A 22,595-nucleotide genomic window follows, 5' to 3' on the forward strand; every position below is an offset into this window, starting at 1 on the left:
TATTGAACACCACTTAGGCGCCAGGATACCGTAGTTAAGGTTTCAGGCGGTATAGTATGATTGCATACCAAGACCATTCTACCCGCAGATATTGGTCACAAAATGTGGAAAACCGTTTGTATTGTTCGGCGTTTTCCCAAGTGAAATATGGTCCATAGAATTTAGTCAATCGTGCAACTTCGTAGGGATTGAATAGAACATGGGTTACTTTCATTTCGCGGAGTCCGAAATAGATTTCATCGGGTGATTGTGCGGATTTCACCAAATCTTCTATTAGGCATCGGTCAAACACCGTATTAAGTATTGCCGAGCGAGTAAGATGATGCCGGCGCGCTTCTCCAATAAAAAGCACCGTCGCGGTTGCCGGTAAATTAGTATTGATATATTCCATTGCCGGATATATAGATAAACCGTTGAGAATCTGGCGCCGCCATTCAGATTTTGGCAATCCACTCGGGGGAAGTGCTGGTAAAAACTTCAATCCGATAAATAGAATAACTAATACCGTAAATCCGGATAATATATATTTAATATACTCATGTTTTATATGGTTATATATAACGATAATTAATCCTAAAGCAACTGCTGGCAAAATTGGCATTAAGAATCGTTCTATATGCTCGGTTAAAAAAAACCAGAAGATATATCCGGATAAAATATAGATTAAGAGATAGCGGAGTTTTGTATCCTTTTTCCATGTAACCAGGAGAACTAATACGGTTAAAATCGTTATGCGGGAGAAGTCCTGATAAAACGGTTTGAGATAATTAAACGATAGATGTGCGTTCATAAATTTCGTTGCGAGTTCCGGCGTCCACGTGTATCCACCAAACAGATTGTAAAATAATGGGAATATAGGGTTGCTGGTGAAAATATAATTTTTAATTAACCAAGGAAGAGTTAAAAGAAAAGCGCTAACGACTAAGTACCATGCCAACAAAATTGATTTTGTTCTATCCTTTTGAACCACAATGTTATGCCAGAGAAACGCTAAAAATAATGGTATTGCCATCGTCAAAACCGCCGTATATTTGCAACCGAGTCCAAAGCCGAGAAAGATACTCGAGCGTATTAAATCTACCGGATTTTCATCACGCAGCCAGTTGAAAAAAGCTAGGAGCATTAGCGTTGCGAATCCTGCAAGCGATAAGTCAATATTCGCTTGCAGGTTAACCTGGAAAACGAGCGGAAATGCAAAGAAAATCACCGCAGCAACCATCCCTACGGTTTCCGACCACCATTTCTTGCCTAAAACGAATAATCCCATCGCTGCAAGAATTCCGAGATAGAAGTGAAAGAGTTTGCCGGTTACATCGTCGTGCAGTAGCATTCCGAGGGTATATAACATTTCGGTGTTGGCAGGAAAATGCGCATAAACATTGCCGGGAACTGCGGTGATTTTATGATGCTGTAGATAATAATCCGGTGCCCCGAAATGGTATTCCAGCGCGTCATATTCAAACGGCGGGATTACTGCAATATTCAATTGGATGAGAACAATAAACAAAAAAAGGAGAGACCAGAAATAGCTCGCGCGAAGTGTCAATAATTTCGGCTGCGAGAGAGCTCGAATAAGGGTTCTAGCTTTTCGCACGAGACTATATATAACCGGCAGCGTTAATAATAAAAGCAATAAAACTATCAAACGAAAATAGAGGAGATTACATAATCCGAGTGATAGAACAAATAGGGAAAACAACCCGAATCCTAATCCAGTAGAAAAAATGAGATTTTCTAAATTAAACGTTGGTTGATTGGGTAAGGAGGAACTGTTGGTTTTTCTGTTAAGTAATTTTAAAATCTGCCAGCCATAATAAGTCGCTAGAATAGTTATCGCAAAACTGATTAAAATAGAATCGGCCGAAACGAGTAGGTTCCAAACGAATGAAAACATTATAAAATCTAAAATTTCGAATAAACCAAAATATCTTTGGCAAACTTATTTATAAATGGTGATGGCGACATCGGGACACATCGTTCCGCAAAGAGTGCACGAAGTACACTTCTCGTTATCGGTGAAAACCGCATAATGGTATCCAGCAGAATTCAACTCTTCCGACATTACCAAAAGTTTCAAGGGACAAACGCTTATACACAACTCGCACCCTTTACATCGTTCTTTATCAATAATAACTCTTAATTTAACGTTAGTATCGTTTTTCATAGTTAGGTTATGTTGCGGGAACCGCTCCTGAAAATGAAGGGTACCCCAGACTATTTCCCTCTGATTTTAAAACCGCTAATTCATGGTCGCAGGCACCAAGAAATAGCAAAGTATACGTTCGGAAGAACACAGCTAACGGTAACAGTAAACATATCATAATCAGAAACAAGGGTATAATTAAAATACCGATCGGTACGCTTATTGCAATAACCATAATCGTTACTTTCGCTAATGCTAGGTGCATAGCGGTGAGCAGCAAATACGTTATTCCTCCAATGATGAAACCAATGATTCCAAAAGGAATTAGTACCGCTAAAACCACCAGGAACGTAATTATCCCGCCGCCTATGCCGAGTACAAATTTCATTAACAGGAATCTCACCGTATCCCAAGCATGCGACTGCAATGTTTTCCAATATCGTTTCCACGCAGGGAGTATCCCGATATTCTGAACATACATGGTCGGAACTACAAAGTTGTTGGTAAACGTATGGACTAATACACCGATAAGGATAATCGGAAGCAGGAGAATAATTATACCTAAAACTGTTATTACGATTGGTATAAACCCACTATCTTTAAGAGCATCGAGCCCGCCGACTGAAGCGATCAGTATAATAACCGGAAGTGCAATTGCTAAGATAACTAAAAAGAAAATAATCAATCCGACAATTAACCGAAAGAAAAACAATCGCCAGCCCAGCGATTGAAATCGAGCGAACCCAGGTCCAATAGCTACTTGATTTTTCGCTAATGCGTCTATAAAAATAAATGTGAATATCGCTCGAAGAATAGCAAAGATAACACTGAGCGTTATAATCAGTCCTAACATGATTCCAACCAGGATAATAATAACGACAATATGTTCACGCAGATATTCCCATAGAGGGGTTAATGATGGGGAATATGGTTGGTCTGGCGGTCCACCGGTAGGAATGTTAAATCCACCGCCGCCACCGCCGACAAACGCTTCCCCAGCCAGCCAAGCGACAAAGGCTAGCTTGAGCCATTTCCGAAAGGAAACCGGACTCGTGAATAGCAGATTTTTGGTAAACTGAATTGCTGGTTCAATAAGTTGTGTTACCGAAACGGTTGTCATAAAAAATAAGTCGAATCTAATCTGATTCTTATGTGCTCATTGAACTTTCCTTATATAGTATCCTATTCAAAGGATATACTTGTCAAATAGAATAAATGGGATAGTTCTTCGTTCCGTCATAAACTTGACATAGACCGCTATATCACGGTAATATTTTTGTAAAACAAATCTGTTCCGACTGGGAGGTTAAAACAACGGTATGGTAATTCAACCAAAACGATTATGTTCTATTATCACCATAGGTTTTATCGGAGTATGTTTCATTTCACCGGTCTCAGCGCAATTGTTCAAAAAGAAACCCAAACCGGCGGTGCAACCAACTGCTGTGAGTACTTCTACTGCAACGACCGCTTCCGCTCCAAGTAACGAGGTTTCTCCCGCGGACATTATCGTAGCAACTTATCGTGGCGGAAAATATACTGGTCAAGATTTACAGTCGAAACTCAAATCGCTTGACCCTTATACTCGGTTGGAAATGGAAGAAGAGGGGAACGAAACTGAAGCGATAAAACGTTTGGTTAAAGAAGCGGTTCGCGACCGAGTTCTTTATGCAGAAGCGATTAAAAATAAACTCGACCAGGACCCGCTGTTCAAAAGTCTTGTTGAAGACCGGGAAGATCGGTTAATGGTTGATAAACTATATCAGCGCGAAGTTCTGTCAAAAGCTACGGTAACCGAAGATGATATCCGTAACTATTATAATACCCATATAAACGAGTTTACTAATCCGCAGGGAGACCAATTTAAAATTCGGTATATTTTCGTTGATACCAGAAGAAAACGCACGACCGACGAGGAGAAAGCGGAAGGATTGAAAAAAATCCTTGAAGCGTATCAGAAACTGAAAGAAGGTAACGATTTTGTTGAAGTAGCAAAAGAATATTCCGAGTCGGAAGAATCGCTGCGCGGGCAGGTTGCTGGTCCGTTTGCAAGAGACACAATCCTGAAAGAGATAGAAACTGCGGCATTATCGCTGAAACCAGGAGAATTTAGTAGTATTATTACTACCAAACACGGATATAACATCGTTCGATTAGAAGAATTTATCCCCGCGGTAACCCCCTATGAAAAAGCTAAAGCCGCTATTCAAGGACGCGTTCTGTTTGAGAAACGACAGCAGATAGCAAATGAAGCGCAGAAACGGATTTTCGATTCCGTAACCACTTATAAAAATATCGCCGCATTGGAATCGCTCGCCGGGATAACCACTGCTAAAGAAACAGGCGTCCAAGATACAACAGCACAACCGACGAGCAAAAAAGAAAAGAAATATTTAGCGGATGTTGTTGCAGACTATGCGAAAAAAACCGATGCAAAATCGTTGGCTGAATTCGTTGATAAATTCAGTTGGAGCCACAAATCGAATCCGATATTATTAAGTATCGTTCGTCTTCCCACAAAAAGCGATAAAAAGCAAACGTTCCTTGATTTCTTACGAGAAGGTCGCCCGCAAGACCGATATATTTTCACGCTCAATGATATGAGATTACGCCAGAACGATCCGCGGTTTGCCCCGATGTGGGCTAATCTCGATGCACAAAAACGGTCGCTTGACCAATTGGCGCAAATAAAAACGTTCGCTATGGAAGCGCGCATACAAGGGCTGGATAAAGACCCAGACATCGTAAAGCAAGTTCAGGAGTTTAAAGAAAAAGAACTGGCGAATAAAATGCTTAACCAGAAAGTTGATGCGCGGTTAACTGTTTCCGATAAGGATATCGAAGAATTTTATGCAAGAAACAGTTCGTGGTATATGACGCAGAAAGAGATTTTTGCGCGTGTCATTTTAATTAAAGCACCGCGCGAGAATCCAATGCAACTGAGTATCGCTAAAGATTCCTGCTGGGAGATTTATAGTAAACTCACTGCCGGCGCGAATTTTATCGAACTAGCGCAAGAATATTCGCAAGGACCGAATCCGGAAAAAGGGGGAGAAATCGGGTGGGTATTTATGGGACCGAGCGGATATTTATTTGATACTGCGGCGTTTGCCTTGAAAAAAGGCGAGTTTAGCGTTCCGGTTCCGCTAAAACAGGGATACGGAATTATTAAAGTTGATGATATTCGCGAACCGCGTCTGCAAACCCTTGATGAAGTTCGTAATAATGTTAAAGAAGGGGTAATGAACGAGAAACGAATGAAATTAACTCAACTCATTACTGATGAAATTCTTGCTTCGGTTAATTTCCAGTTAGACGAGAAACAGATGCTGAAAGCTATCCCGTAAGAGAAAAAAATCAGTAAAAAATTCGAATGATAGAATAGAAAAAAGTTCAATCCGCAGCAGGGGATTGAACTTTTTTCTTTAGGGCGTTCGTTTGATAGGTCCGTAGTCCAACCCGGATTTATAGGATTTAATCGCAGATTCTATAGCGTTCATTGATTGCTGCAACTCCTGCGCTTTCTCCAGTTTTTTTTGTACCTCCGGATTATGCGGTTCTAACTCTAATATTTCCTGATATGTTTTGATTGCCGGCGGATACATACTCCGTTGCATATAAGCATCAGCGAGTTTAGTTAATTCCATTGCTGCGAGTTTCGGTTCATTCCGTTTTTTATAGAGCTCAACTAATCGATGCGCAATCTCTGCGTTTAACGGGTTCAATTGCAGAATTCGCTGATAATTTTCGATAAGTTTTTCTTCCGGCGATTTTGCCGGAATACCTCCTTCTAACTGACTCGGTTGGGAAACCGATTTACTCTTTCTGAGTCTCGCTATTCCATCCAATCCTTGCATAGCTAGCGGATGTCCTGGTTCTAGCTCAATAATGTGACGATAGGTTTTCTCGGCATTATCCAGGTCACCGGTTTCTAGATATGATTCCGCTAATGAAAGATAATCCGGGATTAACTCAAATTCTAATCCTACTTCCAGGTAAGCATTAATATATCCTAATCGTGCGGGGATATCTCTGGGATTGGTATCAAGGATTTTCCGATAATATTCTAGTTTCCCATTCGTTGATTCCGGAATCGGTTCTACCGGCGGTTCGGATGCAATGGGTTGACTCACCGGTTGCGGTTCGCTTATTGTTGGTTCGGATATCGGTTCCGTCGGAGGTTGTGCTGACTCAATCTGGTCGACAGGTTCCAATGGTTGACCTGCGATTTTTTCTTCTGATTCTGATAGTACAGTTGGTTCCTGCGCTAAAACTTGTTCTGCAGGAACTGGCTCCGAAACACTTTCTGAAACCGCAGAGATTGCTTCCGGCGCTGTTTCTGATTGAGGTTCTACTTGCATTGGTGGAGTAATTTCAGGAGTAATTACTTCGGTAACGATTCCGAGCGCAGTTTTCGCGGTCGCATTATCTGGGTCAAGTTCTAATATCCGTTGATAAGTCTGGGTAACCGAGTTTATCTCTTCTTTTTTCTGATACGCTTCGGCAAGATTTATGAGCTCTTTAATTGCTTCCGATTTCGCATTATTGTTTAAGAGAATATCGATCAGTTGATTTCGGACTTCGATATTTTCCGGTTGCAACGCTAATATCGCATGATATACCCCTACCGCTTCCCAGACCGCACCGTTAGCCAGATGCTCTTCTGCTACCTTAAGCGACCGTTGAATAAATCCAGCGATATCCCCTTGCGGAGTTTTCTCTCCTGCAACGGGTTCACTTGTTCCCGAGGGCGGTGTTATAGGATATGCGACAACCTCGGTTACTTCTCGAACACGTTCCGTGGCGTTCTTCCCCTGCAACTGCTTTTTGATGAATGCGGTTGCGCTGAATCCGCCACGCGCTCGCGGTTGTTGCGGTTGTTGGGTATTAGTATTATTTGTTGTATCGCTTTTATTCGCCATGTATCACTTATTGGAAGAAAATCGAGTCGTCAGAAGTGAGATGCCCGATGTCAAACATTCGGGATACTCCGCCCGCTGACTTCTCTTCTTACCTCTTGGATTTTATCGAATTGGGATTCGCGCTACTTCCGCGGTAACCAGGTCTCCGTCAACTACTTTCTTCCCTTGAGTATATGCAGATAACAACGAATATGATGCTAACTTGCAGATATCTCGCGCTAATCCATTCGTTTCGCTATGAATAACATTGATCGCATCATCGGTAAAAATTGTTTCCCCTTCCGGAAGGCCAGCTTTCTTCAATCGGAATTCAATCAATCCTTTTGTATCTTCGGGACCAAGCGGGTTTAATATATATGACATTGCTACCCGTTGCCGGAAGTTTTTAAATCGTGGCGTACTGATTTTGTTTAAGAATTCTAACTGCGCAAAGATAACCACATTGATCAATTTCTGGTCAACCGTTTCCATATTGAGTAATTCTCGTACCCGAAGGAGCTGGGTCGGGGTCATTTCCTGTCCTTCATCAATAATCAGCACGATCTTCTTTTTATTTTCGAATCCTTCGCGTTCAACGAATTTGAATAATCCATCTTCTAGCCGTAATAGAGTAGCTCTGCCATTTAACGATGGAATTCCGAACGCATTACTGATTTTTTCTAGAAACGACATTTCTGATTTCGCTCGCGGCTGTCGAATAACCGCAAATAATGTATTTCCATCCTGAATCAGTTTATCGATGAGAAGATTACTTAAACTGGTTTTTCCGGTTCCGGCGTCTCCCAGCGTAACACATAATCCGCTGTTTAACGATAATGAAACGAGTATTCGCGATAAACATTCTTCATGCTCCGGACTCATATATAAAAACTCGACACTCGGTCCGCTCTGAAACGGCTCTTTTGTTAACCCAAAAAATTCATAATATGCCATAATGTATATTCCTCCCGGTCTATAGTCCGAATCGAAAATAGAAGAATATTCTTTATCTCCGGTTCGTTTTTTATTCGTTTTTTAACGTTCGTTATCCAAAATCCGAACTTCAGATTTATGGTTAAATAATACCATTGTATTCAATAGTTTGCAACAGAAAAATAAGAATATCGGATAAGAATAGCAGTTTTGAGCAGAATAGGATACTTTTTCGCCTGATTTTGCCCATAAAATCTAGTAGAGTCAGCCAAACGAACCCTGATACGTTACCAGTTCTATGAGAGATAATTACATTGTAGTCTCAACAAATAATAGGGAGTAAGGATGAACGAGCTCGAGCTCGTTCATCTTAACTCCAGTTACTCTGGTAGTGCCTAGGGGCAAAATAATTAGGGTCGCGCGTAGTGTTTTGTATTATAATATCTAACGATATGACGGATTTAGAAAAAAAATATATGAAATTGAAAGAGATACTTAAGGGAATGGAAAGTATTTTGGTTGCATATTCCGGCGGAGTAGATAGCACTTTTTTACTGAAAGTTGCAACCGATACGCTTGGTCGGGAGAAAACGCTCGGAGTAACTGCGCAATCGGCAACGTATCCGAAACATGAACGCGAATCAGCAATTCAAATGGCTAAACAATTTGGGTTTAGCCATCTAGTAATTGAATCTGAAGAACTGAATATCGAAGGGTTTGCTGCGAATTCAGTTAACCGCTGTTATATCTGCAAACGGGAGTTGTTTCGTAAACTGGTTCAGATTGCAAAAGAAAAAGGGTTAGCGTATGTCTGCGACGGGAGCAATCAATCCGATTTAGCTGACATCCGTCCGGGAATGAATGCCGCAAAAGAATTCGGTATCCGCAGCCCATTGCAGGAAGCAGGGTTGACTAAAGAAGAAATTCGAGGGTTATCCCGTGAACTCGGGCTTCCGACCTGGGATAAACCGTCGTTCGCTTGTTTAAGTTCACGAATCCCGTTTGGAGAACGGATAACTATCGAGAAACTACAACAGGTAGATGCGGCAGAACGGGTTCTTCGCGAGTGCGGGGTTAAACAGGTTCGGGTTCGGCATCACGGCGCAATCGCGCGTATCGAAATCGAACCCGCTGATTTCCCAAAAGTTATTGAACCTAAGACGGCGCAGAAAATCTGCACGAAGCTTAAATCGCTCGGGTTTACTTTCGTTACCTTAGATTTACAAGGATACCGTACCGGAGCGATGCACGAAGTAGCGGCAAATCCGAAACCCGAATTGATAACTAAACCTAATCGCAAAAGTCGCAAGAAAAAACTTCAAAAAGCATAACGCGAATGAAGATTGAGGTATTCGGATTTGGTGTATTTTTATTTTTATTAAGTTATGTCTCTTCATCGAACAGAAGCTATTGTTATCAGGGTGGTTGATTTTCTGGAATATGATAAACTGGTAACGTTATATACCCAGAAACTGGGAAAGGTTCGCGCGGTGGTTAAATCTGCACGAAAACCAACGAGTAAACTTGCGCCGTCGTTAAGTTTATTCGCCCATCTAAAAATTACACTGTTTGGTAAACGGCCAAAAGAACTCTATCGGTTAACCCAGACGGAAATCGTTAGTTTCCATCAGCGGTTGCGGGAAGAAGTTGAACGGTTAACGTATAGTGCATTATTTATTGAACTGCTAAACCGTGCCACCGGTGAAAACGAACCGGATGCGGAATTATTCGAGTTATGTGTCAATTACCTGAATGGTATTGAGAAAAAAGTAGATTTGCATTCGTATACGTTAATCCATTTAATTAAATTATTGCAGATTGTCGGGTTTGCGCCGTGGTTAACCGGATGTCTTGTCTGTAGAACGACGGTATCGGATAAGAAAACAGAGCAGAATTGGATGTATAGCGTTAACCGAGGTGGATTGGTTTGTTCCGCTTGTCGTAAAAAAAAGGGTGGCAAAAATGATGGAACGTCGCTACAGCCGATTTCGCGCGGAGCGATTTATTTTTATCAACAGGTGTTACGGTTTGGATTTCCACGAGTTATCCAGCTAAAGATTGATCGAAAACAAGGGAGACCTCTATTCGATTTATTGTTAAATCACATCGCTTATCATCTGGAAGGACAACTCAAATCGCAAAAGTTTTATCGTTACCTGACTGGAACAAAGGGTTCGGATACCTAAATACACAATGGTCATCAGCTCTACTTAATTCTTAAGTTTAAGCGAATAGTGCAGTCCTGTTATCTCGCTGCGAAAAACAAACTAGAATTTGGTTTATGAATTTGCGCCGGAGTTAAACTGAGTTACGCTGGGTATTTAAAATTTATTTAGAACCAATATTAGTTGACAATCAATCTCAGCTCAAGCTATAGTAATACTTTAAGTGAAGTGGTTAATTAGTTAAAATATTGCTACATAGCTACTACGATATCAAGCGAACAGCGTTTAGCGCGGGATTTAACTCGGTAAATTATTATTATTCTAGGTTTCACGGTCATGTTTCCAAATATTAAAGAAAAGGAGCTACATTGAATGCCACAAATTAGACTCGTCCTTTGTATTATTTGTTTTCTTCTTGGGATATACGCTGGTAATGTTACTGCCCAGATGGAAAGTTATCAGTCGCAAATAATCCTGCAATCATCCTGGGGTTCGGAACCCGGCCAATTTGGTCTACAACAAGGACCTGAACTGGAAACCGTTGGTCCCTTAACCTTTACCGTAGATAATTTCGGGTATATCTATATTTATGATTTCATCAACCAGCGAATCCAGCAGTTTGACCCAGCAGGGAACTTTGTAAAAATTATCGGAACCGGATTAATTGGGAACGCATTGTGTACGGATGTTTTCGGAAATATCTTTCTGTTAGATAGTTATACTAAACAGGTGAAGTGTCTTTCAAAAAAAGGCGAGTTGATTAAAACCATCAAACTCGCGGATGAACTCCAGCTCATTGAAGGATATGCGCAAGGGATCGCTGTTGATGCTGAAAATAATCTGGTGGTAAATCGGGTTGACCAGCGGGTGCATCCGATAGCAACTATCTCCAACTCAGGCTTGATCAGTCAAACCCCGACTCCCTTGGTGAAAGAAGTGAAAATAGGATATCTCGGGAAAACAGATAAGAACCGATACCGAATGCAGTGGCGAAACGCCCATCAAGCGGATATAATTATCACAAATGGCATCACCAACTCTGCGGTCGGTTCGATTTCAATGACAACTGAAGACGAATTCGGCGCTGTGCTCTTTTTAGGACAGGATACCGCAGGAAATATTTACACTGAAATAGAACGAACCGATGTAAATGAAATACTACATCTTGAAGTTTGGAAATATAATTCTGACCGAAAGTTAGTTGCGGTGGTCGAGGTTCCGAACGATTACTTTGCAACAGTATATAAGAAATTGGAAGTAGATGCTGCCGGAAATATTTATCAAATGCATATTATACCGAAGGGGGTTAGGATAATTAAATATTCAAAACAGAATTAGTAATATTCAATTATCCATGTCACATGAATCGTGAACCGATGAAATTAAATAAATCCATTTCCAGTTTATTGTTGATTCTAGCGTTAACCAGTATACTTTTCCCTAGTTTAGCCACGGCGATTCTGCGAGATACGGTCATCGCAGATGCCTATGTATTTTCTACTGCTGGATGGACGTGTATCCCCGGAAACGCAAATACAACGTATAACTATTTTACCGTAGGCGGAGTGTATACTGGGATACCTTATAACTGGGGCGGATATGAAAGTGTTGCGCGCGCGTTATATAAATTAAGCACGGGCGCTGTCGCTGGCGATAGCAAAATTTTCGGTGATGTCCATTCGAATTTTGCTGGAGTTGATTGTTCTGGATATGTATCCACGTGTTGGCGGAGCGGCAGATATACAACGAGCACAATACCGAATATCGCAACCACCATCAATTGGTCTGATTTACTCCGTGGTGATGTCACTAATAAAGCGGCAAGTCATGTTCGCTTGTTTGATTGTTATACAACCGGCACCAACCAGATTATGTTCTATGAATCTACCGCCGGCGTTAAACCGTGCCGTGTCGTCTATCGCGTTCTATCAAAGGACACTAGCTATACCCCGCTTCGCTATAAAAAAATAGAAGATGGACCGGTTCCGGTAGCGAGCTTTTATGCAACACCAACGACAGGAATAGCGCCGGTTTTAGTTCAGTTTTACGACACTTCAACCAATTCGCCAACTAGTTGGACTTGGAATTTCGGCGACGGGTCAACCGCTACAACTCAACATCCAGCGCATCTTTATGTAAATCCAGGAACATATACCGTAACCTTAATTGCTCGGAATAGCAACGGAGCTAGCACCGCAACGAAAAGTAATTATATCACCGTGGGTATGTTACCAATAGCGAATTTCTATGGAACACCAACGACAGGAACGGCACCGTTAACCGTTAATTTCTACGATACATCTTCCGGCAATCCAACCGGTTGGAACTGGTCGTTCGGTGATGGAACAACAGGCACGGTTCGGAATCCAACACATACCTATACTGCACCGGGGAACTATACCGTTACGCTTATCGCTACCAATCAATATGGTAGTGGCACCGTAACTAAAATCGGGTATATTAATGTTTTGCCGCCACCAATTTTGAATTTTACCAGTTACGGCGAGTTTACTACAGGCAGCGATACGACCCGCTGGTATTTCGAAAAATATGGCGATGCTGATAGTGCCGGAACGTTAATTGTTGAGACAACGTATGAATATATTGCTATTGAACAGGTTCCCGGTCAGAAAGGGAAATTAACTCAAGTTTTTTCGGTTCCGAGCAGCGGCTGGTATACCGCAAAAGCAAAAGTATGGACAACTATTACTACGGTCAACCAGCAGCAAAAAGTTTATTTATATCTTCAGGAGCTCGCCAATGATTCTAGTATCATTGCTACTGGCAATTTGGTAATTCAGCCAGGAACGGGTTATTTTATTAACGCATGGATTCCGCAAGAAATCGAAATCTCGTTCTATACACAAAGCACCCTGGTTGGAGTTCAACTGGTTGCCATTAATCCAATTAATTCTGGAAGAGACGGGGCGTTATGCTGCGATTATATTCGCGTGTCACCCGGAGCGCCGCAACCGAATTTAGTCATAATCAATAATGGATTTGATGCCGGTACCGCTGGATGGATTTATCAGATTTATGGCGATGCGGTTTCGTCAGGGATATGGTCATTAGCATCATCAACGTTAAGGTTAGTTCAGAATAGTGGCGAGAAAGGAAAAGCGAGCTATTCGTTCGGCTTTGCTACAACGAATCGTAACACATTGGTTTCGGTTTGGGTATATAGCGATGCGTCGGTGATGAATGCAACGCAAAAAGTATATCTCTATCTCTATGATTTTACTGCTGATTTTGGTAAAATTATTGATAGCGGGAATGCAATATTACAATCAGGAAAATGGCTTCCCGGACAATGGCGGCAGCTACGGTTTGTATTTAAATCCACCAGCCAGTATAATACCGTCCAATTAGTTGGAATCAATCCTGGAGGGAACAACTCTGCGGGATTATATTTCGATACGCTCGAAATAAAGCAGGAATAAATAAACCATAACCTCTTTGACCAGACTGCGGAGCGACTCCGTCTGGTAACCCCGTCTAAGATAAAGGAGGCGAACAGCATATGGCAAAAAAAATCTTGATTATTGACGACGAACCGGATATTCGAACAGTCATCAAACAGGTACTCGATACCGCTGGATATACGGTGCTCACCGCTGGCAACGCAAAAGATGCTATCGAACAAATTAATAAATCTGACCCTGACCTGATATTCCTTGATATCCAAATGCCGGATGATAGCGGGTTGGCGGTAGCAAACGAACTACATCGGAAACAACTGGCGATTCCATTTATTCTCTGTACTGCAACCGTTCTAGATGACCCGATTCAAGCGTATGAACTGTTTGTGGTTAAACATCTCTATGTTGGAACCTTGAAGAAACCGTTTAAAATTGAAGAGATACTGCCATTAGTTGAAAAAGGATTGAAAATGGGGAAAAACCGTGCTACCGCTTAGAAATTAACTCCGTAATCACACCGCAGAACACGCAGAAGATGATAAAGCGTATGAATAATTGCGATTATACGGCTAAAAAATTCTCTGCGAACCCTGCGATTTCTATAGAGAGTTTTCTAGTATGAAAAACGAATTTATCGTTGGTGAAAAAGTGTATCTACGACCAGTGGAACTCGATGACCTCGAACTATTTTGCCGTTGTGCGAATCATCCGGATGCGCGATACTCATTTTTTATCGCCTTTCCGAGCAATCGGGTTCGGCAAGAAGAGTTTATTCGTTCCCTTTATAAAGAGAAAGAGTTAATTTTTTTCACAATCGTTATCAAAGAGAGCGATATTCCAATTGGGCATACGGCATTTCATCGGATAGATTGGGTTAGCCGCGTCGCAACGTATGGAATTATCATTGGCGATTCCCGATATTGGGGGAAAGGATATGGCAGCGAGGTTACCCAATTGATGGTAAAATATGGTTTTGAAACGTTAGGATTAAACCGAATTCAACTTCATGTTTGGAAAGATAATATTGCCGGAATAAAAGCGTATGAACGCGCGGGGTTCAAGCAGGAAGGATTACTTCGTCAAGCGATGTTTCATGAAGGACACTTTTGCGATTTCTATATTATGAGCATTCTTCGTGAAGAATATTTCAAAAAATAAATTCTGTGATTCGAAATAATAAGATTAAAAAATTCTTTGAAAACGTATGCGCGAAAAAATCGTTCTGTTAAGTTCTACTGGATTAGGCAGCGGTGACCAGCAGTTAGGTGAACTGATCATGGCGAATTTTCTCCGATTACTTCCTGACCAACCGAATCCGCCAAAGAAACTTATCTGCTGGAACGCAGCGGTCAAACTATTAACCACTGATTCTCCGGTATTCAATCATTTACAGAAAATCGAATCTGCTGGAATAGAAATTCTTGCCTGCCGAACCTGTGTTGAATTCTTTGGACTAGAAGAGAAAATTGCGGTCGGCAAGATTTCAACCATGCAGGTTATCCAGCAACTCTTACTGGAGAACGATGTAATAACTGTATGATAGTCTGAAGTAGGGGTAAGAGGTTAGAGGCAGGGTTGAAAAAATCTGTTGAATTTCACCGGTTCATCTACTCTCCGATTCTCTGTTTCGTGCGGTTATTATCTTGCGCCAACTGAAGTATTCTGGGAAACCACTAACCGGTCTTGCACCGCTAAAAATGCTTCTATAACTTTCGGGTCGAACTGCGTCCCAGCTCTGCTTTTCATTTCAGCGATTGCCTGTTCTCGCGCAATCCCTAGCCGATACGGCCGGTCAGACGTCATTGCATCAAATACATCCGCTACCGCTAATATTCGCGAAGCTAACGGAATATCTTCGCCACTTAATCCGTCCGGATATCCCGGATAATCCACGCCAATCATATTTCCATCAAATCGTTCGTGATGATGTCGAATATATGCTGCGATATTACTTAATAATTCAACATCACGTACAATAATCTCGCCGACGACCGGATGCTGATAAACAATCCGGTATTCTTCTGGGGTTAATCGGTCGCGTTTGTTTAATATCGCAGAGGAAACACTGATTTTTCCGATATCATGTAGTAATGCCGCGTATGCAATTTCATCAATATCTTTTCGCGATAAATTCATCTGTTGCGCGATCGCTACCGCATATTCTTTAACCCGTTCCGAATGCCCGCGCGTATAAGGGTCTTTAAATTCGACTACTTTCGCTAAACTTAACACCGCCTGCAGCGTATATCGCTGTCGGTCGGATTCAGACCGTTCTTGGAATTCAATGAGTTTACGCCGCTCAATCGTTCCTTTCGCTTTATACATTTCCTTATCCGCAAGCGCAATTAAATCATCGGCATCATCCTTTCCAGCGGTTTTAACCCCGATATTGAGAAATAACGCTAAATCCTGCCGGTCAATATCCGATTCGTTATTCCATTGGACAACCGCTTGTTCAATCCGCTGTTTAACCGAGAACGCTTGCGTTTCATCGGTTTCCGGCATTAACACCACAAATTCATCGCCGCCATAACGAACCACGATATCGCTCGCACGAACGTTTCGTTTTAACAATCGTGCTACCGTTTTTAACCGATTATCTCCTGCGGGATGACCTAGGGTATCGTTATAATATTTAAAATTATATACATCTATCAACAACATACTCATTTTTGCGTTTTTCCGTTTTGCGCGTTCAACTTCGCGATGAAACACCTCGTCTAAATGCCGACGGTTATAGAGCCCGGTTAACCCATCCGTGGTCGCTTGCCGTTCTAAATCCTGAAATAAGAGCGCGGTTTCTAGCGCGATCCCGAGTTCGCTCCCGAACAGCGAGAGCAACTCGACCTCCGCCTTCGACACCTGAATTTCCTTGGTGCTGGCTAATAATAGAATCCCAAGCACTTCTTTCCGAGCAATTAATGGAACACAAACATACCCGACAATTCCGGCTTTAACCACAAACTCCGGCGTAAACCGAACACATTCGCCTACCCGATTGGTTACTAGAATTTCTTTCGCTAGTAATACTTTCGGGCATAAACATTCATTCACTGCCTGCCTAGCTTCTTCTTGGGAAACCTGAGCAAGCTCACCATGGTAAAATGATAAAGAATATGTTCCTAGGTCTCGGTCTTTAATAAACACCCATCCAGCATCCATGTTACTTGACTCTAATATCTTGGGAAGCGCTATCCAGAATATCTCTTCCAGATTATGGGAATAAGCAATAGACGAGGCTAATGCACGGACTGTTTCCAATTCGGTTACCCGCTGCTGGATAGACTGGTTTGCCTGCTGCAATTCTTTCGTTCGTTCCGAAACCCGCTGTTCGAGTTGCGCGTTAAGTCGGGAAATCTGAATACTATGGAAATACCCATTCCAGACAATATAGATGATACTTGCGGTTAAAAGCATTCCAAGCGCAATAATAATTGCACTTGCGCGAACTAACGCTAGTTCTTCTCGGGCGAGCCAGCAAGCGGTATATATCACTACAGTGCTTAAAACAAAAATTAGTACCGTTAAGGCAACAGTTCGCCAGAAAAACTCTCTTTTAACTATAAAATTATTCATTAAATTATACGATTATTTTATTTCTCGGCATTTGGTATATGAACAGAGCCCTATTATATTATATAGTTTACATCAAGCTGAAATGTAAGTCAAGAAAATTTAATTGTTTAGGATTACTTGAGATTTTCGACCTAACTCTCGTTGAAGGTTAATAGATTAATAAGACTCAAACTTTACATCGCTCGGCCAAAACCAAGTGAAATGTATGGTGTATAGCTGGGAAAACCAATGCAATGTAATGTATACTAATAAAAGCCTGAGAATGGTATGGTTGAAGAACAAAAGATTACGATAACGCAAACTACATCGGTGGTTGTTCTGACCGGAGCAGGAATTAGCGCCGAATCGGGATTAAAAACTTTCCGAGATAAAGATGGTTTATGGGAGAATTATCGGCCGGAAGAACTTGCCACCCCGGAAGCGTTTGCGCGTGACCCGGAACTCGTCTGGCGATTTTATCACTGGCGAAGAAATCAGGTTCGTTCTGCCACCCCAAATCCGGCACATTATGCTCTTGTCCGACTAGAACAATATCTACCGGAAACGAATTTTCTTCTCATCACACAAAATGTGGATAATCTGCATCAACGCGCAGGATCGAAGAAAATATTACCAATGCATGGCGAAATATTAAAAGTTCGATGTACCCGATGTGATGCAGAACGATATGAAGAAGGTGTCCTTCCGCTGCTACCGAAATGTCATTGTGGCGGATTATTACGTCCAGCCGTGGTTTGGTTCGGGGAACAACCGTTATTTTTATCACAAATATACGCTGCGGTGGAACGTTGCGATATATTTATCGCTATCGGAAGCAGTGGGGTGGTATATCCAGCAGCAGGACTATTGTCACTGGCAAAATCTCATGGCGCAACTACCATCGGAATTAATAAAGAGAAACCAGCGAATGTACTGTTTATTGATTTATTTTTCCAAGGGAACGCTGGTGAACTTTTGCCGAAATTAATTTACCTATGGACAAACGGTAAGATTTCTCTATCGTAATTGGTTCTTTTTGCTATAATATTCAATCACACTTGATATCGAAAAGAACAAATATTTTTTTGCTCGTACATATTAACCTTAAGCGGTTTTCAGATTAGGAATATGACTACCAAACCTATTTATCTCGCTATACTCTGGCATATGCATCAACCGTATTATCGTGATGTAATCAGTAGAAAATGTTTTTTTCCGTGGGTACGATTACACGGAATTAAAGATTATTACGATATGCCAGCGATTTTGGAATCATACCCGAACGTTAAACAGAATTTTAACCTGGTGCCGAGTTTGATAGAACAAATTGAGTTATATACCGAGCAAGGCGAAACCGATATTTTCCTTGAATTAAGCCGGAAACCTGCGGCAGAGCTTACTCCGGAAGATAAAGAATTCCTGCTGTTAAATTTCTTTTTCGCTAACTGGCAAACGATGGTTGACCCTTATCCACGGTATCAGGAACTCTTAAACCGACGTGGTCGGTATCTCGGAAAAGAAGAGGTTAAATCCGTTATTCGATATTTTTCGAAACAAGATTATCTTGATTTACAGGTCTGGTTCAATCTCGTCTGGTTTGATCCGCTCCATCGGCAACGCGACCCAGCGCTGGCAGAATTAATCAAAAAATCGAGACGGTTCTCGGAAGAAGATAAACAATTCGTTTTAACTAAACAACTCCAAATATTGCGTGAAATTATGCCACTGTATCAGCGAATGCAGGATACCGGACAGATTGAGGTTTCCGTCTCGCCTTATTATCATCCGATATTACCGCTCCTCTGCGATACCGAAATTGCTAAACACTGCCAACCGAATATAAAACTACCAGAAATACGGTTTATCCATCCGGAAGATGCAGAAGCACAAATCGTTTCTGCTTTGCAGTTTTATCAGGAGCGATTCGGTTGTTCATCAGCCGGGCTCTGGCCTTCAGAAGGGTCGGTTTCAGATGCGGTGATTTCGTTAGCCGCAAAGCATGGATTTCGCTGGTTGGCAACTGATGAAGGAATACTTCAACGGTCATTCGGAGATGGATTATCTCCGGTCGATTCTGCGGTTGGGAAAAAAGGCATTTTGCGTCCGGCAGATTTGTATCGACCTTATCTGGTTGGCGAAACGAAAGAGCGACCGTTGGCAATCGTTTTCCGCGACCGGACCCTGTCAGACCTTATTGGATTCCAATATTTCAAGATGACCCCGAAAGAAGCGGTAACCGATTTCATCGCGCGATTAGAACGAATCGCAAACCAGGTTGCAAACGAGCCGGAACCGCGCCTGGTTACCGTTATTCTCGATGGCGAGAATGCTTGGGAATATTATCCCAATGATGGTCATGATTTTTTGGAACTGCTCTATCAACAGCTGAACGACCATCCGAGAATTAGATGCACTACGATTAACGAGTTTATTTCGCAGCATCCGCCGGTACATCGGCTCCATAAAATTCATCCTGGCTCCTGGATAGATAGTAATTTTGCCATTTGGATTGGGTCAGAAGAAGATAATGCTGCTTGGGAAATGTTAGCGGAAGCTCGACAAGTATATGCGGCAGCGAATCCGAACGAAATCGGAACAGAAAATCTTGCACTCGCTTGGAAATCGCTATTGATCGCAGAAGGGAGTGATTGGAATTGGTGGTATGGAACAGAACATAGTTCGAGTTTAGATGAACAGTTCGACCAGCTCTATCGAACGCATATTGGGAATATCTATACCGCATTAGGTCGCGATATCCCGCCACAGGTTGCGGTACCGATTAAACGCGTTCAAGAACAACTTTTTTCTCTGCCGGTCGGATTAACCAAACCGAAACTGGATGGAAAAGTCACCGATTATTATGAATGGCTAAACGCTGGAAAATATGAAGTTAGCCGCAGCGGCGGGACAATGGAACCGGCCCATAGTATTGTAAAAACGATATATTGTGGATTTGATTTATCGAATGTTTACCTGCGAATTGATACCAACCTTGCATTATGTAGTGCTGAGTTTAGCGAAATCACCACGTTAATTTATTTCTTCAAGCCAAAACGGAAAATGCTCGAATTAACGGTTCGTCGGACGAACGAGCATTGTGAAGCGACGGTTTGGGAATATATCCCAAACAATGGCGGATGGAATCCACAGAAAAAATTGACTTCGGTCGCGGTAAATAAAATCATTGAACTTGGGATTCCGTTTACCGATTTAGACGCAAGCCCTAGCGATATCGTTCAACTCCAGGTGTTGATTAAACATGGTGAGATAAACATTCAACGCTGTCCGGCGAACGGGGTTATCCAGTTTACGGTCCCTGCGGAGAATTATGAAGAACTAATGTGGTCAGTGTAATAACAAATCCGAATTTCGCATATCGAAACAAAACAATACATGCTACATGCTGAATGCTGAATAGTGATTTTCTAAAATCGTTTCTCCTGTTCAATAAGAATTTAGTTTAGGGTTCGTGGAAGATTTCGGCAGAATAAATAAATATTTCCGTATCTTTATCTTTCCAAGCATCCGGTGGCAATCCGGCTTTATAACAAGTATGCTGTAAAAACTCTTCGCGCGACCAGCCGTATTCCGTAGCAACTTGCGGTAATAATGTTCCGCCACGCCAGCCTCGAGTAATATACAGTCCATGTTTACCGACTTGGATTTCGTTGATATCGCGGATTTTTTTTCGCGGGGTTAACACCGATATTTCAATTCTAATTTTAGGCAGTTCATCCGGAGTAACCGGAGAAAACCGTGGGTCGTCAGTTGCTGCCGCCAGTGCCATCTGTTGCACTACTTCAGCTACTGGCATATCCGGCTCGAACCGACCGATACAACCACGTAACTGCCCTTGAATTGTTAAGGTTACAAACGCGCCGAGTTTCTGCTGGAGTTCTGGTTCGGATATTTTTAGTTCTGGTACCCGATGGAAGCGAACATAACTTTCAATCGCTTCTCGGGCGATACGCAACAATTCTTTTTTCGCTTTTTCTGTTAAAGCCGGACTACCTGATACTGGTGGTTCAATTCTAGTTTCATTATTTTTCATAACCATAAAAAGATTCCACAGATTCTAAGACCTGATTGTAGAGATTAAATCGGGGTAATCTGATTGATAATCTGTTCAATCATTACTTAGCTTTAGTTATCGCGATCGCTGCATATCCAACCACTTGCGATTTATCTCCTATTGCGACATCGCCGGAATTAGCGTATTTCAATAACGTCGCATGGTTCGCTCCGAGCTGTTTACTAGCTAGGACGACTACTTTCACCGCCGCTTCACTACACACCACACAATGGAGGTTCGGAATCCCTTTTCCGAGCCAGGTATCGGTTATCCTATCCAGTTGTTTGACATCTAGCGCGAGTATCGCTTCTATTGCCGCGTTATCAACTTCAACCGCATAGCGATACGCCGGATAATGGGTTAAATCCGTGCTAGCGATAAGAACAATTGATTTTTTCGTTGCCGCAATTGCGGTGGAAATATCGGTGGCAACCGACTCGCAGGTTTCGGTATCCGAATCATTGATAAGAATCGGAACAATTTTCGCTTCCGGCGCTACCTGTTGCAGGAATGGTAGCTGTACCTCCAGCGAATGCTCATATTTATGCGCAGCCGGATTAACTGTTATCGAACCGTTGTTTTTTATCAATTGCCCAGCTAATTCAGAATCAATTTCAACCATACCAAGCGGAGTTGCAAACGCACCGGTTTCACAGAGCGCCGCACCGCTAATCGGATACCGATGACTTAATCCGACGATAATCGCAGTATCTATTTTCTTTCCGACCAGCGGTTTATAGGCATATCCAGCTACATGACCGGAATAAATATATCCTGCATGTGGCGAAATCAAGGCAAGCAGGTCACCGGGAAACGAGGGGAGTTTTGCCTGTTCGATATATTCCTTCACCTCATTCTGCAATTCGGTGGCATCATCAGGATAAAATTGTCCCGCTACCGCAGGTGCACGGATATTTTTTGCTGCAGCAAATTTCATAAGTAACACCTTCTTTACGTATCAAGTAAACGAAAATTTCAAAAAACGAAAGAACCATTGAATCCCGATAATATTATCCTTTTTATTCTTCCGTTTTTTAGTTCTTCAGTTTGTATGTTCGTTTCATTACAATAAGCATAGACCAAAAGGACAGTTTTTGTAAATATGAAAATCGAAATATAATCAAATGCGGATTGAAATACTGCCAACCGAACGAGGATGTTTTCCCTTAATTAGTTTCAGTGGAAAGTTTACCAAAACAAGGATTATCCACCAATAACTACTCGGGGAATCGCAAGAAGGTTCTTCTTACCTCTTGACTCTTTACTCTAGCTCGTAACTATTCTATAATTAAATTATGTAACTCTTTGAACCTTTAACTAAGATTTATACCGATACCGAACACCGGGTTCGCTACGTTATCATAGGAAATCCTAATGTCCTGTTCCTAATGCCTAAGGGACTACAAA

18 protein-coding genes are annotated in these 22,595 nt (G+C 41.9%); 10 read left to right on the plus strand and 8 right to left on the minus strand.

What is annotated here, in order from left to right:
- Nucleotides 1–34 precede the first annotated feature (34 nt).
- From N3A72_03790 to N3A72_03800, 3 genes are read right to left on the minus strand one after another with little or no spacing between them, the layout of a single operon-like run.
- Complete coding sequence (locus N3A72_03790) at nt 35–1,894, minus strand: glycosyltransferase family 39 protein (protein MCX7918731.1); 1,860 nt, start codon at nt 1,892–1,894, stop codon at nt 35–37.
- Between the two features lie 45 nt (nt 1,895–1,939).
- Entirely contained in the window at nt 1,940–2,164 is a 225-nt protein-coding gene (locus N3A72_03795; protein ID MCX7918732.1) for a 4Fe-4S binding protein, read from the minus strand.
- A 7-nt stretch (nt 2,165–2,171) separates the two neighbouring features.
- A complete protein-coding gene (locus N3A72_03800) occupies nt 2,172–3,263 on the minus strand; it encodes a hypothetical protein (protein ID MCX7918733.1) in 1,092 nt (363 codons plus the stop codon).
- A 199-nt stretch (nt 3,264–3,462) separates the two neighbouring features.
- Here N3A72_03800 and N3A72_03805 point away from each other — a divergent pair, with 199 nt between their 5' ends.
- Entirely contained in the window at nt 3,463–5,490 is a 2,028-nt protein-coding gene (locus N3A72_03805; GenBank protein MCX7918734.1) for a peptidylprolyl isomerase, read from the plus strand.
- 78 nt (nt 5,491–5,568) lie between these two features.
- Here the strand turns inward: N3A72_03805 and N3A72_03810 are convergent, their stop codons facing one another.
- Together N3A72_03810 and N3A72_03815 are read right to left on the minus strand one after the other, a co-directional pair.
- Nucleotides 5,569–7,065 carry a hypothetical protein gene (locus N3A72_03810; protein ID MCX7918735.1) on the minus strand — a complete coding sequence of 499 codons (1,497 nt, stop codon included), beginning with the start codon at nt 7,063–7,065 and terminating at the stop codon, nt 5,569–5,571.
- 102 nt (nt 7,066–7,167) lie between these two features.
- Nucleotides 7,168–7,998: an AAA family ATPase gene (locus N3A72_03815; protein MCX7918736.1), complete on the minus strand. Its 831-nt coding sequence runs from the start codon at nt 7,996–7,998 to the stop codon at nt 7,168–7,170.
- A gap of 431 nt (nt 7,999–8,429) precedes the next feature.
- On the opposite strand from N3A72_03815, the gene larE reads away from it, so the two are divergent.
- From larE to N3A72_03850, 7 genes are all read left to right on the plus strand, one after another.
- Nucleotides 8,430–9,308, plus strand: a complete 879-nt coding sequence (gene larE / locus N3A72_03820; protein ID MCX7918737.1) for an ATP-dependent sacrificial sulfur transferase LarE — start codon at nt 8,430–8,432, stop codon at nt 9,306–9,308.
- 54 nt (nt 9,309–9,362) lie between these two features.
- Entirely contained in the window at nt 9,363–10,163 is an 801-nt protein-coding gene (recO, locus tag N3A72_03825; protein ID MCX7918738.1) for a DNA repair protein RecO, read from the plus strand.
- A 351-nt stretch (nt 10,164–10,514) separates the two neighbouring features.
- A complete protein-coding gene (locus tag N3A72_03830; protein MCX7918739.1) occupies nt 10,515–11,480 on the plus strand; it encodes a hypothetical protein in 966 nt (321 codons plus the stop codon).
- A 38-nt stretch (nt 11,481–11,518) separates the two neighbouring features.
- Nucleotides 11,519–13,582 (plus strand): PKD domain-containing protein, encoded by a 2,064-nt coding sequence (locus N3A72_03835; protein ID MCX7918740.1) that lies wholly within the window; start codon nt 11,519–11,521, stop codon nt 13,580–13,582.
- A gap of 80 nt (nt 13,583–13,662) precedes the next feature.
- Nucleotides 13,663–14,058: a response regulator gene (locus tag N3A72_03840; protein MCX7918741.1), complete on the plus strand. Its 396-nt coding sequence runs from the start codon at nt 13,663–13,665 to the stop codon at nt 14,056–14,058.
- Between the two features lie 121 nt (nt 14,059–14,179).
- Nucleotides 14,180–14,719, plus strand: coding sequence for a GNAT family N-acetyltransferase (locus N3A72_03845; protein MCX7918742.1), 540 nt, complete (start codon nt 14,180–14,182; stop codon nt 14,717–14,719).
- Between the two features lie 46 nt (nt 14,720–14,765).
- Nucleotides 14,766–15,101: a transcriptional regulator gene (locus N3A72_03850; GenBank protein MCX7918743.1), complete on the plus strand. Its 336-nt coding sequence runs from the start codon at nt 14,766–14,768 to the stop codon at nt 15,099–15,101.
- Nucleotides 15,102–15,199: 98 nt separating this feature from the next.
- On the opposite strand, the gene N3A72_03855 is transcribed toward N3A72_03850, so the two are convergent.
- The gene (locus N3A72_03855) at nt 15,200–17,137 is read right to left on the minus strand and encodes a diguanylate cyclase (GenBank protein ID MCX7918744.1); all 1,938 of its coding nucleotides are present in this window, start codon (nt 17,135–17,137) and stop codon (nt 15,200–15,202) included.
- Between the two features lie 267 nt (nt 17,138–17,404).
- On the opposite strand from N3A72_03855, the gene N3A72_03860 reads away from it, so the two are divergent.
- Nucleotides 17,405–18,142: an NAD-dependent deacylase gene (locus N3A72_03860; GenBank protein ID MCX7918745.1), complete on the plus strand. Its 738-nt coding sequence runs from the start codon at nt 17,405–17,407 to the stop codon at nt 18,140–18,142.
- Nucleotides 18,143–18,244: 102 nt separating this feature from the next.
- Nucleotides 18,245–20,470 (plus strand): glycoside hydrolase family 57 protein, encoded by a 2,226-nt coding sequence (locus N3A72_03865; GenBank protein MCX7918746.1) that lies wholly within the window; start codon nt 18,245–18,247, stop codon nt 20,468–20,470.
- A 106-nt stretch (nt 20,471–20,576) separates the two neighbouring features.
- Here N3A72_03865 and amrA read toward each other — a convergent pair whose 3' ends face one another.
- On the minus strand, nt 20,577–21,167 hold the full coding sequence (gene amrA, locus N3A72_03870) for an AmmeMemoRadiSam system protein A (protein ID MCX7918747.1): 591 nt from the start codon (nt 21,165–21,167) through the stop codon (nt 20,577–20,579).
- A gap of 82 nt (nt 21,168–21,249) precedes the next feature.
- Complete coding sequence (amrB, locus tag N3A72_03875) at nt 21,250–22,125, minus strand: AmmeMemoRadiSam system protein B (protein MCX7918748.1); 876 nt, start codon at nt 22,123–22,125, stop codon at nt 21,250–21,252.
- Nucleotides 22,126–22,595 lie beyond the last annotated feature (470 nt).

This window comes from bacterium (genome assembly GCA_026416715.1).
GTDB lineage: Bacteria > UBP4 > UBA4092 > JAOAEQ01 > JAOAEQ01 > JAOAEQ01.

Excerpts from the sequence above, each read along its gene's own strand:
- N3A72_03835 (MCX7918740.1), top strand. The coding sequence starts at position 11,519 with ATGAAATTAAATAAATCCATTTCCAGTTTATTGTTGATTCTAGCGTTA.
- N3A72_03815 (MCX7918736.1), bottom strand. The coding sequence starts at position 7,998 with ATGGCATATTATGAATTTTTTGGGTTAACAAAAGAGCCGTTTCAGAGC.
- N3A72_03795 (MCX7918732.1), bottom strand. The coding sequence starts at position 2,164 with ATGAAAAACGATACTAACGTTAAATTAAGAGTTATTATTGATAAAGAA.
- N3A72_03830 (MCX7918739.1), top strand. The coding sequence starts at position 10,515 with ATGCCACAAATTAGACTCGTCCTTTGTATTATTTGTTTTCTTCTTGGG.
- recO (MCX7918738.1), top strand. The coding sequence starts at position 9,363 with ATGTCTCTTCATCGAACAGAAGCTATTGTTATCAGGGTGGTTGATTTT.
- N3A72_03840 (MCX7918741.1), top strand. The coding sequence starts at position 13,663 with ATGGCAAAAAAAATCTTGATTATTGACGACGAACCGGATATTCGAACA.
- N3A72_03790 (MCX7918731.1), bottom strand. The coding sequence starts at position 1,894 with ATGTTTTCATTCGTTTGGAACCTACTCGTTTCGGCCGATTCTATTTTA.
- N3A72_03860 (MCX7918745.1), top strand. The coding sequence starts at position 17,405 with ATGGTTGAAGAACAAAAGATTACGATAACGCAAACTACATCGGTGGTT.
- N3A72_03845 (MCX7918742.1), top strand. The coding sequence starts at position 14,180 with ATGAAAAACGAATTTATCGTTGGTGAAAAAGTGTATCTACGACCAGTG.
- N3A72_03855 (MCX7918744.1), bottom strand. The coding sequence starts at position 17,137 with ATGAATAATTTTATAGTTAAAAGAGAGTTTTTCTGGCGAACTGTTGCC.
- N3A72_03805 (MCX7918734.1), top strand. The coding sequence starts at position 3,463 with ATGGTAATTCAACCAAAACGATTATGTTCTATTATCACCATAGGTTTT.
- N3A72_03810 (MCX7918735.1), bottom strand. The coding sequence starts at position 7,065 with ATGGCGAATAAAAGCGATACAACAAATAATACTAATACCCAACAACCG.
- N3A72_03850 (MCX7918743.1), top strand. The coding sequence starts at position 14,766 with ATGCGCGAAAAAATCGTTCTGTTAAGTTCTACTGGATTAGGCAGCGGT.
- amrB (MCX7918748.1), bottom strand. The coding sequence starts at position 22,125 with ATGAAATTTGCTGCAGCAAAAAATATCCGTGCACCTGCGGTAGCGGGA.
- larE (MCX7918737.1), top strand. The coding sequence starts at position 8,430 with ATGACGGATTTAGAAAAAAAATATATGAAATTGAAAGAGATACTTAAG.
- N3A72_03865 (MCX7918746.1), top strand. The coding sequence starts at position 18,245 with ATGACTACCAAACCTATTTATCTCGCTATACTCTGGCATATGCATCAA.
- amrA (MCX7918747.1), bottom strand. The coding sequence starts at position 21,167 with ATGAAAAATAATGAAACTAGAATTGAACCACCAGTATCAGGTAGTCCG.
- N3A72_03800 (MCX7918733.1), bottom strand. The coding sequence starts at position 3,263 with ATGACAACCGTTTCGGTAACACAACTTATTGAACCAGCAATTCAGTTT.